Consider the following 14,258-nt stretch of genomic DNA (forward strand, 5'->3'; position numbering starts at 1 on the left):
GAAGAGGATCAGGCTTCCCAGAATTGATCGAGCCAGATGTTGAGTCTGAGGAAGCCGGCATTGCTCACCGTATAGACACGGCGCGTGCCTTCAGCCTTGGCATTGACCAGTCCGGCGTCGAGCAACACTTTCAGATGCTGTGATACCGCCGGGCGGGAGACTGGCAGCCCGGCCGCCAATTCGTTGACGGTCTTCGGACCGCGTCGAAGTTCTTCCAGAAGATGGCGCCGATTGGGGTCGGCGATCGCCATGAAGGCGTCGGAAAACATCATGCCTCATTTGTGAGGCAAAGTTTTTCAAATCTCAACTGTTTGCTTCTGCTTTTCTTCTCGGATCGAGCCGCAATGCTTCGGGGGTCACCGAACGGTCGGCCGGCTGCGTCTTGAAGGCATCGCGATCTCCGATCGGCACCGGCGCGCGGCGGCTGATGCGCAGCAGCGTGTAGCCGGCCAGCGACAGATGCGCGAAGGCTGTCGCCAGGAACAGGCCCTCCGGGCGCATCCAGCCCATCAGGGCGGCGGCCAGCAATGGCCCGATCATGGTGCCGAAGCCGTAAAGCAGCAGCAGCCCGCCCGATACCTTGACGAAATCTTCCGACCGGGCGTGGTCGTTGGCATGCGCCACGGCGATCGAATAGAGCGTGTAGGCGAAAGCGCCATAGGCGGCGGTGAAGACGAGGACGAAGACCGCCGAGCGCGGCTCGAACAGGAAGATGAGAAGCGCAAACAGCGCCGCGCCGAAGGCGGCACCGGCCAGCACGAAACGGCGGTCGGTCTTGTCGGAGAGGCGCCCGGCCGGAAGTTGCATGGCAGCACCGGCGACGACCACCAGGCTCATCATCAAGGCGATTTCGGCCGTGGAGATACCGATGCGCGCGCCGTAGACGGCGCCGAGCGTGCCCCAGGCGCCGTTGGCGATGCCGATCAAAAGGCAAGCGATCGCCGACACCGGCGAGTTGGCGTAGAGTCCCTTGACGTCGAGCTTGACGTCCTGCAGCGGCTTGGGATGCGAGGCGGTCGACACCGCGGTCGGGATCAGTGACAGGCAAAACAGGATGCCGGTGATCATGAACAACGACGCCGATTTCACGTCGCCGCCGGCGACGATCATCTGGCCGCCCATGATCGAGGCATAGGTGACCATCATGTAAAGGCCGAAGACGGTGCCGCGGTTCTCGTTGGTGGCCTTTTCGTTCAGCCAGCTCTCGATGACCATGAAGGCGCCGGCCATGGTAAAACCGGTGAAGGCACGCAGCAGGATCCAGATATATTCGTCGATGACCAGGCCCGTGAGCAGTGCCACGATGGCGCCGGACGCGGCAAAGGCGCCGAAGGCGCGCACATGTCCGGCGCGGCGCACTATGCGCGGCGCAAAGAAACAGCCGGTGACGAAGCCGCCGGCCCAGGCCGTGCCCATCAGGCCGAGCGAAGCGGTCGAGAACCCTTCCACCTGGCCGCGCAAGGGCAACAGCAGCCCGTGCAGTCCCGATGCAGCCAGAAGAAAGGCAGTGCCGCGAAGCAGGGAAAGGATCGGTCTGTAGGCTGCGAGCATTTTTTGATCCGGCTGGGGGACTGGGCGGGACGCGATTTGAAGACAGTCGCATTCGGGCTTTTCGGCGGCGACCTAGGGATTTTTTTATCCGCGGCGGAACAGCGCCTCGGCAGCCGATTTGGTGGTGTCCTTGGTCTTGAGTTCGGCCTCCAGCCGGGAGATCTCGTCGCGCAGGATGCCGATGCGCTCGGACAGTTCACCGACGGAAAGCAGCGACAGGTCTTGCCCGATCTCGTGCGGACGTGCCTTCTTCTTGGGTTCGTCGTCGAAGATCGCCATGGTTGCTCCTCCTCCGCCAGACCAGATTGGCCATTTGCCTGATTTGGCAATGAGCATACATAGGGCAAGGACGTCGATGCAAACAGCCGGTAAGAGTGCGGCGAGGAAAGACGGAAAACTTCATGGCGAGCGGACAGAAAATTCCGGCACGGATGACGGCGATCGCTATCTCGGAGCCGGGTGGCCCACGGGTGCTGAAACCGGAAACGCGCGACGTACCGCAGCCCGGCCCCGGCGAAATCCTGATCAAGGTGCATGCCGCCGGCGTCAACCGGCCGGACGTGCAGCAGCGCAAGGGGGCCTACCCGCCTCCGCCCGGTGCATCGGACCTGCCGGGCCTCGAGGTGTCGGGAGAAGTGGCGGCCCTTGGTGACCAGATATCGCGCTGGCGCATCGGGGACAGGGTCTGCGCGCTCACGCCCGGCGGCGGCTATGCCGAATATGTCAGGGTTCATGCAGGCAGCGTTCTGCCACTGCCGGCGGGCTTCACCCACACGGAAGCGGCGGCGGTGCCGGAAAACTATTTCACCGTCTGGCACAATGTGTTCGAACGGGGCGGTCTGAAGAAGGGTGAGACACTGCTCGTCCATGGCGGCTCGTCCGGCATCGGCACCACCGCGATCCAGCTCGCCTCGGCCTTCGGCGCTTATGTGATCACCACCGCCGGATCCCAGGAGAAATGCGACGCCTGCCTGAAGATCGGCGCCGACCGTGCGATCAATTACCGCGAGCAGGATTTCGTCACCGCGGTCAGGGAGGCGACCGAAGGCCGAGGCGCCAACGTCATCCTCGATATGGTCGGTGGCGATTATGTCCAGCGAAACTACGAGGCCGCCGCTGTCGAGGGCCGGATCGTGCAGATCGCGGTTCAGGCAGGTGCTGTCGCCAGTGCCGATTTTTCCAAGATCATGGTCAAGCGACTGACCCATACGGGCTCCACGCTCAGGCCGCGCACCGTCGAATTCAAGGCGGCGATCGCGGCGACGCTGGAGGCACAGGTGTGGCCTCTGCTGGGCACGCGCAAGGTGGCACCGGTGATGGACATGATCTACCCGCTCACCGACGCCTGGCGCGCGCATGAGCGGATGGAGGAGGGCGAACATATCGGCAAGATCGTGCTCGACGTCGGCTAACACGCCAGCATTTTCGGCTCGGCCTGACCGGATATCGACACGGTCCGGCCAACGTCCTTCGCCCCTGCTTACAAGATGAACAGAAACTTAATGGTGCAATGCAGCATTTGCATCATTGCTATGCAAAATCGGCTGTTCAAGTCCCGCTCGCTGATCACTATTTGAGCATCATCGAAACGAACCCAATTCAGGAGGACCACCATGAACCCGATCCGTGCTTTCCGTAACTGGCGCATGTACAACGAGACCGTTCGCGAACTGAACCGCCTCAACGCACGTCAGCTCAGCGACCTGGGCATAAACCGCGGCGACATCGAGCGGATCGCCCGTCAGGCGATCTGATTGCAAGCGCGACCCGCCGAATGGCAGGGTCGCAATGCAGAGCCGCCGCAGACGCTTGTCGTCGCCGGTTCCAAACCCGCCGGACCCTGTCCGGCGGGTTTTGTCTTTTGGAGCTTTGGATTCATCTCGGCTCCGGCGTGATTTTGCCATGGCGCTCCGCAGCAAGTGCCATGGCAGGGTTTGGACCGCCGTGGCAAACGTTAGCGCTACCGCTGCGTTGGCTGGTTAGGTCGTTTCCAGCTCTTCCAAAAACGTTGCGAAAGCAGTCTGGAACGGTTATACAGGCCGCGAATTTCCCATTTTGGTGGCTCTAAAACCACCGCCCGCGCGGGAACGCGGGCGAACGAGAAGGATTTTGCACATGGCCAATACGCTGCTGATGCCCAAGGCGACCGCCGTCTGGCTGGTCGACAACACCGCGCTTTCCTTCGAGCAGATCGCGCAGTTCTGCGGGCTGCATCCGCTCGAGGTAAAGGCGATCGCCGACGGTGAATCAGCGCAAGGCATCAAGGGCATGGATCCGATCATGACCGGCCAGCTGACCCGCGACGAGATCGCGCGCGCCGAGAAGGATCCGAACCAGCGCCTGAAGCTTTCCGATCCCAAGGTGCGGGTGCCTGAATCCAAGCGCAAGGGCCCGCGCTATACGCCGCTGTCGAAGCGCCAGGACCGGCCGAACGCCATTCTGTGGCTGGTGCGCAATCATCCCGAACTGAAGGACGCGCAGATTTCGCGCCTCGTCGGCACCACCAAGTCGACAATCGAGCAGATCCGCGAACGCAAACACTGGAATTCGGCCAATCTGCAGCCGATGGACCCGGTGACGCTGGGTCTCGCCTCGCAGATCGACCTAGATATGGAAGTCAACCGCGCCTCGCGCGGCCGCGAGCAGGCGCAGCCGGTCGGCGACACGCTGCTGCCGGCGGCATTGACCGAGCGGTTGGTGCCTGCACCGGAGAAGCCGAAGGACGAGGATGCGGAGCTCGATGCAAACGCCGTCTTCGCCAAGCTGTCGGCGCTGAAGTCGAAGGACACCGATACCGACGAGGAATAGGCTTTTCGCCAACGCAACAAAATAGCCCGCTTCGAGCGGGCTTTTTTGTGCGGTCCGGCAAGTCTCAGCTTCGCGCCGCGCGGTCGGGCGCCATGCCGTAGTCCTCGCTGCGCTCCACCGCCCGGTAGAAATCGGCAAGCTGCTTGCCGCGCTCCGGCTTGAAGATTCGGCCGGCGATGACCACGGAGGCAATGCGGTCGATGCGGAAGGCGCGGAAATCATCGCGCATCTCGCACCAGGCGACCAGCGTCCACACCTTGCCCCAGAACCACAGGCCGAGCGGCCTGATATCGCGCGCGGTGCCGCGGCCGGCTTCGTCCGAATAGTCGATGGTCAGCACCTGGCGCTTTTCGACCGCGCGCTCGATCAGGTCGATCGCCTCGCGGGCGGCATCGCTGACCACCCACATCGGCGTGTGGATCTCGGTGCGGGCAATGCGGTCCTTCTCGGCATCGGGCAGCACGGCACCGATCTTGACCAGTGCCTCGTCGGCGGCCCGCGCCATGGCGGCTCCGCCAAAGGCGCGCACCATGCGTGCGCCGGCCACCAGCGCCACGATCTCGTCACGCGTGAACATCAGCGGCGGAAGGTCGAAACCCTCCCTCATCATGTAGCCAACGCCAGCCTCGCCGTCGATCGGCACCCCGGTCGACTGCAGGTCGGCTATGTCGCGGTAGATGGTTCGCTCGGAAACCTCGAGCCATGTGCCGAGCTTCTGAGCGGTGACCAGACGGCCACCACGCAGATGCTGCACAATCTGAAAGAGCCTGTCGGCGCGGCGCATCGTTTGCTTCCCCAGTGTTTTTCCCATGCATGCCGTGGCTCCCTGACCGGATCCACTTCCACATGACATGCATTACGGTTTCAGCCCTTCGCGCTTGCGCTGCGCGGCGACGAATTCCGCGCCGAAGGACAGTTTCCTCGTTGTCGGCGTCTTCGCATCGAGCACGCGCCAGAAGGGAGCGACGTCGCTGAGCATCATGCCGCGCTCGAGATCCTCCTTGGCAGCCTCGGCGACCGTACGCAGATGATAGCCCATGGTGACCGGGCATGTCACTTCGGCGCCATGCTCGATGGCAAGGGCCGTGCGCAGCGCGCGAACGTCCATCTCGACGCCTTCGGGGATGGAGCGGATGAAATCGTCGACCTGGCGCGCGGTCGGAACCAGCATGGGCTGGCCTTCGATAATGTCCCCTACGGTGCGCGGCGTTGGCTTCACGCCGTTGATACCAGGCGTGTTCAGCCTGTCGGTCCAGTTTTTCATAGATCGTCCTCTCGGCCGGCCATGCGCATTATCCCACCATCGCACGCACCTCCTGACAGCATACTGTCAGGAGGCTTCAGTATACTCCTTGGCGAACATGGTCCGCATCTGCGCGAGTTCGCTGCCTTTTTCCGGATAGAGCGTCTGCAGGAAGGCAAGGGCGAAAGTGCCGGGCGCCGAACCTGGCGCGGACACGATTTTGCCGTCGGCCACGGCATGTGGCACATCCTGATAATTGCCGTCGCCGGCATAGCCGGGCTCGTGACCGCTGATCCAATCACGGCCATTGCTGGTGTGCTTGGCGTTCTCGAACATGCCGGCTCGGGCCAGCGCCAGCGTTCCCGCACAGATGCCACCAACGACACCGCCGCGCGATGCGACAGCCATCAGCAGTTCGGCAGCATCCGGCGGTGCCTTGCTCGCCCAGTGGTCGGAACCGATAACGGCCACGGCATCGACATCGGTATTCTCATCGATGCTGGCCGAGCGGTCTGGCGTCAGCTTAAAACCGCTGATTCCGGTCACCGGCTTGCCGTCGGGCGTCAGCGATACGGCGCGAGCGCCGAACCAATCGACCGCCGAGGCCGCCAGCAGCCCATACTCCCAGTCGGCAAAACCTTCGATAAACAGAAAGCCGATTGTCTTCTGATCGGGCATGAGCTCGCTCCATCCCTCGCGCGCCGGACTTGATATCTGGGTGCTGACGCGTGAGCATCCAGATGCTGCGTTGAAAATTTCGTCTCAATTGCCGTGATGTCGACGCTCGGCATACATGTCTGGCCAGCCGATATCCTTGCGAATGTCGGCGGGAAGCGCGTTCATGAACCGCTGGGTCCGGATCTCGTTTCGCATCGTGCGGATCTTGCCGACATAATGCTGCATGCCGCGCAGAATGGTAAAACCGTTCATGACCAATCTCCTCTCTCTAACCGGAGACACTATCGCACACCCCTCCTGACAGCAGTCTGTCAGGAGGATGGCAGGTCGTGCGGCGACTGTTCCGTTCTTGTCGTGACGGGTCACGCGAGCGCGGATTGTTCATTAAAATAGAGCTAATCGGGGCGGTATTGTTCATAACTTGGTGACGGACTGTCGGGATAGGTGGCCTTCAGCGAAGTGACCGGAGTTCTGATATGAAAGTGGAAAATTCTTCCCCAAAAACAGGGAGACCACCATGAGCTTGCAACTGAGAGGAATTCACCACCTGACCGCCATCACCGCCAATGCGCCCGGTAATCTTCACTTCTACACGAAGGTGCTGGGGCTGCGGCTGGTCAAGAAGACAGTGAACCAAGACGATACCTCGGCCTACCATCTCTTTTACGCCGACGGCGAGGCAACGCCGGGTACCGACCTCACCTTCTTCGACTGGCCGATCGGCCGCGAACGGCGCGGCACCCACAGCATCGCAAGGACCAGCCTCAGGGTCGGCAGCCAGGAGAGCCTTGGCTGGTGGAAGCAGTACCTTGCCAGCGAAGGCATCGTGACAGGAGAGACTGCCGATGTCGGCGGCTACAAGTCGCTGGATTTCGAGGACCCCGAAGGCCAGCGCCTGAGGCTCGTCAGCGATGGCGGCAAGGGCGGCAGCCATCCCTGGGCGAAAAGCCCGGTACCGGCCGAGCATCAGATCCGCGGACTTGGGCCGATCGTTATCAGTGTTCCCGACATCACCAACACCGAGGCGGTGCTGACCGGGGTGATGAACATGCGCAAGGTCCGCGACTATGCTTCGCCCGACGGCGAGGGCCAGGTCCACGTCTTCGAAATGGGCGCGGGCGGGCCGGCGGCGGAGCTTCATGTGGCCGTGCAACCTGGGCTGGCACCCGCAAGGCAGGGCGCCGGTGCGGTTCACCATGTCGCCTTCAGGGCGCCAGACGAGGAGACGCTGCATCAGTGGACAGGGCGCCTGGCCGAATTCCGGCTGCCGTCAAGCGGCGAGGTCGAGCGTTATTACTTCCGCTCGCTCTATTTCCGTGAGCCGAACGGCATCCTGTTCGAGATTGCCACCGACGGGCCAGGGTTCACCGCCGACGAGCCGCTGGAGACGCTGGGCGAAAGCCTTGCCCTGCCACCGTTCCTGGAGGCAAAACGCGCATCGATCGAGGCTGGCCTCAAGCCGCTGAAGTAGATTGCTGCGCGGTCAAGGCGTGCGTCGCGTTCCAGTTCGGGTTCGCGGCGCCTTTTCTTTCCCGGAGACCGAACGAACCGCTTTGACAGGCGCAAGCGTTGCTGGTCAAAGGCAGCATGACGAAACTCCTCGCCCTTGTCATCGTCGGGTTCATGGTCATCCAGCTCATCAAGCCGCTCGGCTGGCCGGGGCTCAGGCGCCGCGGCGACTTCTGGAAATTGGCATTGCTCGCCATGGCGGCGATCTCGCTGGCGGCCGTGCTCGGGCACTTGACATAGGGCCTGGTGACAGCGCGGTCGCTCTTCAGTCGGCAAGCACTGGGCCGACGAGATGTTCCGCCCAGGCCCGGTAGCCGGCCTCTGAGGCATGAAACCCGTCGGAAGCAAAACCGGCCTCGGGGTTGGTGATCGGCAGGCGCGGCGCCGGCACCGCGCCGCGCTCCAGGCAGAGCCGTTCGCCCATCCGGTTCACCGCGGTGGCGCGGATCTCGAGGATCTTGCCGAGCGGCGACGGCATGGCCGGCGCACGCGTGAACTCCAGCACCGGCGACCATACCACGCGCGACTCCGGCCATTTGGCGCGCAGCGCGTAAAGCAGGCCGCCGAACTCCTTCTTGAAGCGCGGCACGGAATGAAAGTTCTTGGTGTCGTTGGTGCCGATGGCGAGCACGATATGCGTCCACGGATCAGCCGACAGATTGGGCAGGACATGGTCGCGGATCTGACCGGATGTCGCCGAATTGAAGCCGGCGGCACGCCAGCGCACAGCGCTGCCGGTGCGCTGCGCAATCATGACCGCAAGCTGCGCGGCAAGTCCGTTTTCGGAATTGCCGATGCCGACCGAGGCGGCGGAGGAATCGCCCAGCACCAACAGCGAGATTGCCGGAGGCTGGCCCGAGATCTCGTGCATGACCGGTCCCCGCGCCGGCAGCATGCGCGAGGTGCGGCGGCGGACACCCAATCCCTGCCAGACATAGATCGGGAAGGCGAGCCAGGTGAGGAAGGTCGGAAAGCGTCGCATCTGGTCCATTGAACTGGTTTTCGACCAGCATTTAACGCATGTCGCGAGAGAGGTGAACGAGCATTTCCGGCGAAAACAGGATCGCCTCGAACGCTCTACCCCCTTGTCTTACGCAATTCCGGAGGCGCTCCGCACTTTTGCTGGTCAGCCATCGTGGCAATCGCGCTCCGCTTGCGGCTCGCCTGCATATTCGTCATGCAGCCGCACCCAATCCATCAGATTGCGGTAGAGGCCGGTCTCATCGCGGCCCTTCGGCGTCAGGTCCAGATAGTGGTAGGCGCCGATCAGTTGTTCGCCGCCGCGGGCACGCGAAACGAAGGTCAGGAAAATGTCGCCGTTCTCGTCCCTGTAGAAAACGCTGGCGCCCGGAAGCTCCTTCGATGTCCGGGGTCGGGTCTCGAAATTGTAGGTGGTGTCGCCAGCCGCGATCTGCCTGTCGGTGAAGGAAACCTGCATATCGAAGTTGAAATCAGACGCATAGGACGACACCCAGTCGAACTTCCAGCCCATGCGCTGCTTGTAGGCTAGAAGCTCTTCCAGCGGCGCGCGCGAGATCACGACCAGCGATACGTCGTGGTGCATGAGGTGCTGGTTGGCACCGTCGATATGATCGGCAAGAAAGGAGCAGCCTTCGCAATGATTGACGCAGCCCGGCCCGAACATGAAATGGTAGACGATCAGCTGGCTGTTGGCGCCAAACAGATCGGCAAGTTCCTTCGGCCCCCGTTCGGTCTCGAAGACGTAGTCCTTGCGGATTTTCAACCAGGGCAGTTCGCGCCGCTCGGCCGCGACGCGCTCGCGAAGCCGCGTCAGTTCCTTCTCGCGGGCCAGATGTGCCTTATGAGCCTCGAACCATTCTTCGCGCGAAACGACCTTGTTGCGATGCATGAACTTCTCCCTGTCTGCACCCCAAGGACGTACGGGATGGGCTCGCCCCGACATCGCCGCTGTCAGGAATGCCCGGAGAAAATAAGAATTCGGATGCCTTGACCCAAGGCCGGTGCGCCAAAACAAAACCCGGGCATGTCGGCCCGGGTTTGAAGGGAAGGATAGCAGGGGCTTCAGGCAGCCTGTTCCAGGCTCGCCTTCCATTTCCCAAGTGCCGCCAGGTGGTTCATGTGGGCGCGGTGGGTGAAGGCGGCCTGGCCGGCGGCGATGTTCGAGGGCTTGCCGCTCCATGCCTTCTGCGGGGCGGCCTGCAGCGCGCGGCCATAGGAGAAAGTCAGCTTCCACGGATGCTGGCCGATGGCGTTGATGGCATTGAGGTTGGCGGTCGCCTCCTCGTCCTCCTGGCCGCCCGAGAGGAAGGCAATGCCCGGCACCGCGGCCGGCACCGTCTCGCGGAACAGTTTTATCGTCTTCTCCGCGACTTGCTCAGGACTGTCCACCGTGCCGGACTTCTTGCCAGAAAGCACCATGTTGGGCTTCAGGATCGTGCCTTCGAGGACGACACCGGCAGCGTGGAGCTCGTCATAGAGTTTTATCAGCGTCGCCTTGGAGACCTCAAAACAAGTGTCGATGTCGTGAGCGCCGTCCATCAGCACTTCGGGCTCGACGATCGGCACGATGCCGGCCTCCTGGCAAAGTGCCGCATAGCGGGCAAGCGCATGGGTGTTCGAGTTGATCGAAGTGACCGAAGGCACGCCCTTGCCGGTATCGATGTCGATCACCGCGCGCCATTTGGCGAAGCGGGCCCCGAGCTTGTAATAGTCGGCAAGCCGCTCGCGCAGGCCGTCGAGGCCCTCGGTAATGGTGTCGCCGGGAAAGCCGGCCAGCGGCTTGGCGCCGGCATCGACCTTGATGCCTGGAATGGCGCCTGCCGCCTTGATGATATCGACCAGCGGCGTGCCGTCGGCGGCCTTCTGGCGAATGGTTTCGTCATAGAGGATAACGCCGGAAATGTATTTGGCCATCGCGTCCTTGGCGCGGAACATCATCTCGCGGTAATCGCGGCGGCTGTCGGGGGTAGACTCGACGCCGATGACGTCGAAGCGCTTCTTGATCGTGCCGGAGCTTTCATCGGCGGCCAGCAGGCCCTTGCCGTCGGCCACAATCGCCGCGGCAATGTCTTCGAGACGTTCGCTCATCATGCTTCTCCTAACCGGTTGGTATCGGCCAGCACGACACTACCGCCAAAGGAATGACGCCGGAAAGCTCGAATCGAGCGAAAGTGGCCGGCGCTGCCGCCAGTTCCCTTCGAGTTGATCGAATTGCCGGTGAGCCGTGGCGCCCTCAGCGCTTCAGCACGTCCACGCCGGGCAATGGCTTGCCTTCCATCCATTCCAGGAAGGCGCCGCCGGCGGTCGAGACATAGGTGAAGTCGTCAGCGACATCGGCGTGGTTCAACGCAGCCACGGTATCGCCGCCGCCGGCGACCGAAACCAGCTTGCCTGCCTTTGTGCGCGCTGCCGCATGCCTGGCCGCCGCCACCGTGGCGTGATCGAACGGCTCGATCTCGAAGGCGCCGAGCGGCCCGTTCCAGACCAGCGTCGCGGCGCGGTCGATCCACTCGCCGATCGTCGTCACGGTCCTGGCGCCGACATCGAGGATCATGCCATCGGCCGGCACGTCCGAGATGGCGACGGTCTCGCAGGCCGCACCCGCCTTGAATTCCTTGGCGACGACGCCGTCGACCGGCAGGATTATGGCGCAGCCGGCCTCTGCCGCTTCGATCATGATCTGCTTGGCGGTCGGAGCCAAGTCGTGCTCGCACAGCGACTTGCCGACATCGGTGCCGCGCGCGGCGAGAAAGGTGTTGGCCATGCCGCCGCCGATGACCAGCGCATCGACCTTCTTCACCAGGTTCATCAACAGGTCGATCTTCGTCGAGACCTTGGCGCCGCCGACGATGGCAACGACCGGACGGACCGGGTTACCCAGGCCCTTTTCCAGGGCCTCGAGTTCGGCCTGCATGGTGCGGCCGGCGAAGGACGGCAAGAGGTGCGCCAGCCCTTCAGTTGACGAATGGGCACGGTGGGCGGCGGAAAAGGCATCGTTGACGAAGATGTCGCCATTGGCGGCGAGCCGTTCGGTAAAACCGGGATCGTTCTTCTCTTCGGCCTTGTAGAAGCGGGTGTTTTCCAGGAGCAGCACGTCGCCCTTGTCCATGGCGGCGACAGCGCTGCCTGCCGTGTCGCCGATGCAGTCGGAGGCGAATGCAACGGGACGGCCGAGCACCTCGGCCGTCGCCCTGGCGATCGGCTCCAGCGAGAATTCGGGCGAGGGACCATCCTTGGGCCGACCGAAATGGGCGAGCAGGATGACCTTGGCGCCCTTGCCGGACAATTCGGCGATAGTTGGCGCGATGCGTTCGATGCGGGTGGCGTCGGAGACCTTGCCCTCAGTGACGGGAACGTTGAGGTCGACGCGCACCAGCACGCGCTTGCCGCTGATGTTGCCGATATCGTCCAGTGTCTTGAAGACAGCCATGCCGGTTCCTTTTCGTCTGAAATCGCCGGGACCATACCTGGCATCAATGACGATGCAAGGCTTGGCTGGGGCCAGGTGCGAAATTTTGAGGCGGACGGGGACATAGTCCGTGAAGACCGCCCGGCCTATGTCGGGCGGGGCGAACGGTCGCTCGCGTCAGCTTTCGGCCGACGCTTTCTCGACCGGGGGCTCAGGGGCGTCATCCGCCTGTGTTGCCCCCCGCGCCCCAGCCGGCTTGCGCCAGTTGCGGATAAAGGCGGTGAGACGGTCGCCGATCTCGCCGGCGCTCAGGAACACAGGCACGCGCGCCACCGGCGCGGTCGGCTCGAAGGATAGGCCGAGCCCGGTGATTTTGCCCTTGTCGTCGACGTCGCGCACAATCAGCTCGATCGGACCAAGCAGCACGCGGTCGGCATATTCGGCATGGCCGCCGAGCCGCGCGGTGACCAGCGCACCGACGGTCTGTTTCTGCTCGGCCTCGCTGAGACCGGGCGCATAGGCGGCTTCCAGTTCGGCGGCGGAACGCGCCGGATCGACGGCGAAGGCGCCGAAGAAATCGGCATCCTCCGGATCGACGACGGCCCGGCTGGCGAACAGCTTGTCGAGCAGGCGGGGATAGCGATCGGGCACGAAGATGTAGACCTGATCGCCGGCGGCGAGCCGGCCCATGTCCTGGAAACGCATCGAGCGGCCGTCACGCAGCACCAGCGAGGGCCGCGCCCAGCGCGGGATGCGTTCGCCGCGCGCCACCGGACTGCCCGGCGCCACACGATAGGCAAGGAGTTCGTGATGCGCGGAGCCGGGCAGTTCCAGTTCGACCTTGTCCAGCGGTCCGAGCCGGGCCGGCACGATCAGGCCGAGGCGTCGCGCCAGCGGGCCGACGGTCCAGCCCTGGATGACCAGGGACACCAGAACGATGATGAAGGCGGCGTTGAAGATGGTGCGGCCGTTTTCCAGCCCGCCGAGCAGCGGTGTGATGGCGAGCAGGATGGATACGGCGCCGCGCAGGCCGACCCAGGAGACAAAGGCGACTTCGGGACGCGGCAGGCGGAAGGGGACAAGGCAGAGCCAGACCGCGACAGGACGGGCGACGAACATCAGGAACAGGCCAAGCGCTATCGCAGGCACCATGATCGCCGGAAATTGCGAGGGCGTCGCGAACAGGCCGAGGATGAGGAACATAATGATCTGCGCCAGCCACGACATGCCGTCCTGGAAGCGTTTCAGGATGGTGACAGCGCGGATGTCGGAATTGCCGGCGATGAGCCCGGCGATATAGACCGCCAGGAAGCCGGAGCCGCCGATGGCACCGGCGGCGGCAAAGACCATCAAGGACAAGGTCAGCACGAAGATCGGCAGCAGGCCATGGTCGAGGTTGAGCCGATCGACCAGGCGCACGATGGCTAGGCCGCCAAGCACGCCGACGATCGCGCCAAGCCCCATGTTTATGAGGAAGCCGAGGATCAGATTGGTGACCAGGACATTGGCTTCGGGGTTGGCGTGGGCGGCGATGATCTCGACCAGCGTGATGGTCAGGAAGATGGCGATCGGATCATTGGTGCCCGATTCAACCTCGAGCGTGGAGCGCACGCGCTCGCGCAGATTGATCTCGCCGGCGCGCAGCAGGAAGAACACCGCCGCCGCGTCGGTCGAAGCGACGGCTGCGCCGAGCAGGAAGGATTCCAGCCAGCTGAGGTCGAGCAGGTAGTAGGCGGCGGCGCCGAACAGACCGGTGGTGAGAAGGACGCCGAAGGTCGCCAGCGACAGGGCTGGTCCTGCCGCCTGCCGCAGGGCGTTGAGCGGCGTGCCGAAACCGGAATCGAACAGGATGACGGCGAGCGCCAGTGAGCCAGCAAAATAAGCGATGCGGGCATTGTCGAACTGGATGCCGAGGCCGTCGGTTCCAGTGGCGAGCCCGATGCACAGAAACAGGAGCAGGAGCGGGGCGCCAAAGCGGAAGGCGATCAGGCTCGAAAACGCCGCGGCGACAACAAGCGCCGTGCCGACCAGCGTAACGAGATAGATCGCATGCTCCATCCGTGATTTGCCCCTCGAATT

At 63.4% G+C, this 14,258-nt stretch carries 17 protein-coding genes; 5 read left to right on the top strand and 12 right to left on the bottom strand.

The annotated features are described in order from the left end of the window. Positions 1–8: 8 nt before the first annotated feature. From X739_RS141595 to X739_RS141585, 3 genes are all read right to left on the bottom strand, one after another. Positions 9–272, bottom strand: a complete 264-nt coding sequence (locus tag X739_RS141595) for a metalloregulator ArsR/SmtB family transcription factor (protein ID WP_010911936.1) — start codon at positions 270–272, stop codon at positions 9–11. 31 nt (positions 273–303) lie between these two features. Next, positions 304–1,551 (bottom strand): MFS transporter, encoded by a 1,248-nt coding sequence (locus tag X739_RS141590; protein WP_023773971.1) that lies wholly within the window; start codon positions 1,549–1,551, stop codon positions 304–306. An 84-nt stretch (positions 1,552–1,635) separates the two neighbouring features. Continuing rightward, the gene (locus X739_RS141585; RefSeq protein WP_023773972.1) at positions 1,636–1,830 is read right to left on the bottom strand and encodes a DUF1192 domain-containing protein; all 195 of its coding nucleotides are present in this window, start codon (positions 1,828–1,830) and stop codon (positions 1,636–1,638) included. A 122-nt stretch (positions 1,831–1,952) separates the two neighbouring features. On the opposite strand from X739_RS141585, the gene X739_RS141580 reads away from it, so the two are divergent. From X739_RS141580 to X739_RS141575, 3 genes are all read left to right on the top strand, one after another. Continuing rightward, positions 1,953–2,963 (top strand): NAD(P)H-quinone oxidoreductase, encoded by a 1,011-nt coding sequence (locus X739_RS141580; protein WP_031248213.1) that lies wholly within the window; start codon positions 1,953–1,955, stop codon positions 2,961–2,963. A 201-nt stretch (positions 2,964–3,164) separates the two neighbouring features. Then, entirely contained in the window at positions 3,165–3,305 is a 141-nt protein-coding gene (locus tag X739_RS1000000168445) for a DUF1127 domain-containing protein (protein ID WP_013892619.1), read from the top strand. Positions 3,306–3,666: 361 nt separating this feature from the next. After that, on the top strand, positions 3,667–4,359 hold the full coding sequence (locus tag X739_RS141575) for a DUF1013 domain-containing protein (protein WP_023773976.1): 693 nt from the start codon (positions 3,667–3,669) through the stop codon (positions 4,357–4,359). Positions 4,360–4,423: 64 nt separating this feature from the next. On the opposite strand, the gene X739_RS141570 is transcribed toward X739_RS141575, so the two are convergent. From X739_RS141570 to X739_RS1000000168450, 4 genes are all read right to left on the bottom strand, one after another. Then, positions 4,424–5,143 carry a YafY family protein gene (locus X739_RS141570; protein ID WP_013529238.1) on the bottom strand — a complete coding sequence of 240 codons (720 nt, stop codon included), beginning with the start codon at positions 5,141–5,143 and terminating at the stop codon, positions 4,424–4,426. Positions 5,144–5,215: 72 nt separating this feature from the next. After that, positions 5,216–5,623, bottom strand: a complete 408-nt coding sequence (locus X739_RS141565; protein WP_023795684.1) for a hypothetical protein — start codon at positions 5,621–5,623, stop codon at positions 5,216–5,218. Between the two features lie 66 nt (positions 5,624–5,689). Beyond that, positions 5,690–6,280 carry a DJ-1/PfpI family protein gene (locus X739_RS141560; RefSeq protein WP_023795685.1) on the bottom strand — a complete coding sequence of 197 codons (591 nt, stop codon included), beginning with the start codon at positions 6,278–6,280 and terminating at the stop codon, positions 5,690–5,692. Between the two features lie 84 nt (positions 6,281–6,364). After that, on the bottom strand, positions 6,365–6,532 hold the full coding sequence (locus X739_RS1000000168450; RefSeq protein WP_015315361.1) for a hypothetical protein: 168 nt from the start codon (positions 6,530–6,532) through the stop codon (positions 6,365–6,367). Positions 6,533–6,797: 265 nt separating this feature from the next. Here X739_RS1000000168450 and X739_RS141555 point away from each other — a divergent pair, with 265 nt between their 5' ends. Together X739_RS141555 and X739_RS05125 are read left to right on the top strand one after the other, a co-directional pair. Beyond that, entirely contained in the window at positions 6,798–7,751 is a 954-nt protein-coding gene (locus X739_RS141555) for a ring-cleaving dioxygenase (RefSeq protein ID WP_023773979.1), read from the top strand. A 116-nt stretch (positions 7,752–7,867) separates the two neighbouring features. Beyond that, positions 7,868–8,029: a hypothetical protein gene (locus X739_RS05125; RefSeq protein ID WP_015315363.1), complete on the top strand. Its 162-nt coding sequence runs from the start codon at positions 7,868–7,870 to the stop codon at positions 8,027–8,029. A 25-nt stretch (positions 8,030–8,054) separates the two neighbouring features. On the opposite strand, the gene X739_RS141550 is transcribed toward X739_RS05125, so the two are convergent. The 5 genes from X739_RS141550 to X739_RS141530 all read right to left on the bottom strand — a co-directional run bounded on the left by X739_RS141550 (position 8,055) and on the right by X739_RS141530 (position 14,237). Then, a complete protein-coding gene (locus tag X739_RS141550; protein WP_023784533.1) occupies positions 8,055–8,771 on the bottom strand; it encodes an SGNH/GDSL hydrolase family protein in 717 nt (238 codons plus the stop codon). Between the two features lie 144 nt (positions 8,772–8,915). After that, a complete protein-coding gene (locus X739_RS141545; protein WP_023795686.1) occupies positions 8,916–9,659 on the bottom strand; it encodes a thioredoxin family protein in 744 nt (247 codons plus the stop codon). A 173-nt stretch (positions 9,660–9,832) separates the two neighbouring features. After that, on the bottom strand, positions 9,833–10,858 hold the full coding sequence (locus X739_RS141540) for a class I fructose-bisphosphate aldolase (protein ID WP_023773982.1): 1,026 nt from the start codon (positions 10,856–10,858) through the stop codon (positions 9,833–9,835). Between the two features lie 145 nt (positions 10,859–11,003). Beyond that, on the bottom strand, positions 11,004–12,200 hold the full coding sequence (locus tag X739_RS141535; RefSeq protein WP_023795687.1) for a phosphoglycerate kinase: 1,197 nt from the start codon (positions 12,198–12,200) through the stop codon (positions 11,004–11,006). A 156-nt stretch (positions 12,201–12,356) separates the two neighbouring features. Next, positions 12,357–14,237, bottom strand: a complete 1,881-nt coding sequence (locus X739_RS141530) for a potassium/proton antiporter (RefSeq protein ID WP_023784536.1) — start codon at positions 14,235–14,237, stop codon at positions 12,357–12,359. Positions 14,238–14,258: the final 21 nt, after the last annotated feature.

This window comes from Mesorhizobium sp. LNHC209A00 (assembly GCF_000502915.1).
Taxonomy (GTDB): Bacteria; Pseudomonadota; Alphaproteobacteria; order Rhizobiales; family Rhizobiaceae; genus Mesorhizobium.

What these genes read in the sequence shown, in the direction of transcription:
- X739_RS141580 (WP_031248213.1), top strand. Translation starts at nt 1,953, where the DNA reads ATGGCGAGCGGACAGAAAATTCCGGCACGGATGACGGCGATCGCTATC.
- X739_RS141595 (WP_010911936.1), bottom strand. Translation starts at nt 272, where the DNA reads ATGATGTTTTCCGACGCCTTCATGGCGATCGCCGACCCCAATCGGCGC.
- X739_RS141550 (WP_023784533.1), bottom strand. Translation starts at nt 8,771, where the DNA reads ATGCGACGCTTTCCGACCTTCCTCACCTGGCTCGCCTTCCCGATCTAT.
- X739_RS141540 (WP_023773982.1), bottom strand. Translation starts at nt 10,858, where the DNA reads ATGAGCGAACGTCTCGAAGACATTGCCGCGGCGATTGTGGCCGACGGC.
- X739_RS05125 (WP_015315363.1), top strand. Translation starts at nt 7,868, where the DNA reads ATGACGAAACTCCTCGCCCTTGTCATCGTCGGGTTCATGGTCATCCAG.
- X739_RS1000000168450 (WP_015315361.1), bottom strand. Translation starts at nt 6,532, where the DNA reads ATGAACGGTTTTACCATTCTGCGCGGCATGCAGCATTATGTCGGCAAG.
- X739_RS1000000168445 (WP_013892619.1), top strand. Translation starts at nt 3,165, where the DNA reads ATGAACCCGATCCGTGCTTTCCGTAACTGGCGCATGTACAACGAGACC.
- X739_RS141535 (WP_023795687.1), bottom strand. Translation starts at nt 12,200, where the DNA reads ATGGCTGTCTTCAAGACACTGGACGATATCGGCAACATCAGCGGCAAG.
- X739_RS141530 (WP_023784536.1), bottom strand. Translation starts at nt 14,237, where the DNA reads ATGGAGCATGCGATCTATCTCGTTACGCTGGTCGGCACGGCGCTTGTT.
- X739_RS141560 (WP_023795685.1), bottom strand. Translation starts at nt 6,280, where the DNA reads ATGCCCGATCAGAAGACAATCGGCTTTCTGTTTATCGAAGGTTTTGCC.
- X739_RS141590 (WP_023773971.1), bottom strand. Translation starts at nt 1,551, where the DNA reads ATGCTCGCAGCCTACAGACCGATCCTTTCCCTGCTTCGCGGCACTGCC.
- X739_RS141570 (WP_013529238.1), bottom strand. Translation starts at nt 5,143, where the DNA reads ATGCGCCGCGCCGACAGGCTCTTTCAGATTGTGCAGCATCTGCGTGGT.
- X739_RS141575 (WP_023773976.1), top strand. Translation starts at nt 3,667, where the DNA reads ATGGCCAATACGCTGCTGATGCCCAAGGCGACCGCCGTCTGGCTGGTC.
- X739_RS141585 (WP_023773972.1), bottom strand. Translation starts at nt 1,830, where the DNA reads ATGGCGATCTTCGACGACGAACCCAAGAAGAAGGCACGTCCGCACGAG.
- X739_RS141545 (WP_023795686.1), bottom strand. Translation starts at nt 9,659, where the DNA reads ATGCATCGCAACAAGGTCGTTTCGCGCGAAGAATGGTTCGAGGCTCAT.
- X739_RS141565 (WP_023795684.1), bottom strand. Translation starts at nt 5,623, where the DNA reads ATGAAAAACTGGACCGACAGGCTGAACACGCCTGGTATCAACGGCGTG.
- X739_RS141555 (WP_023773979.1), top strand. Translation starts at nt 6,798, where the DNA reads ATGAGCTTGCAACTGAGAGGAATTCACCACCTGACCGCCATCACCGCC.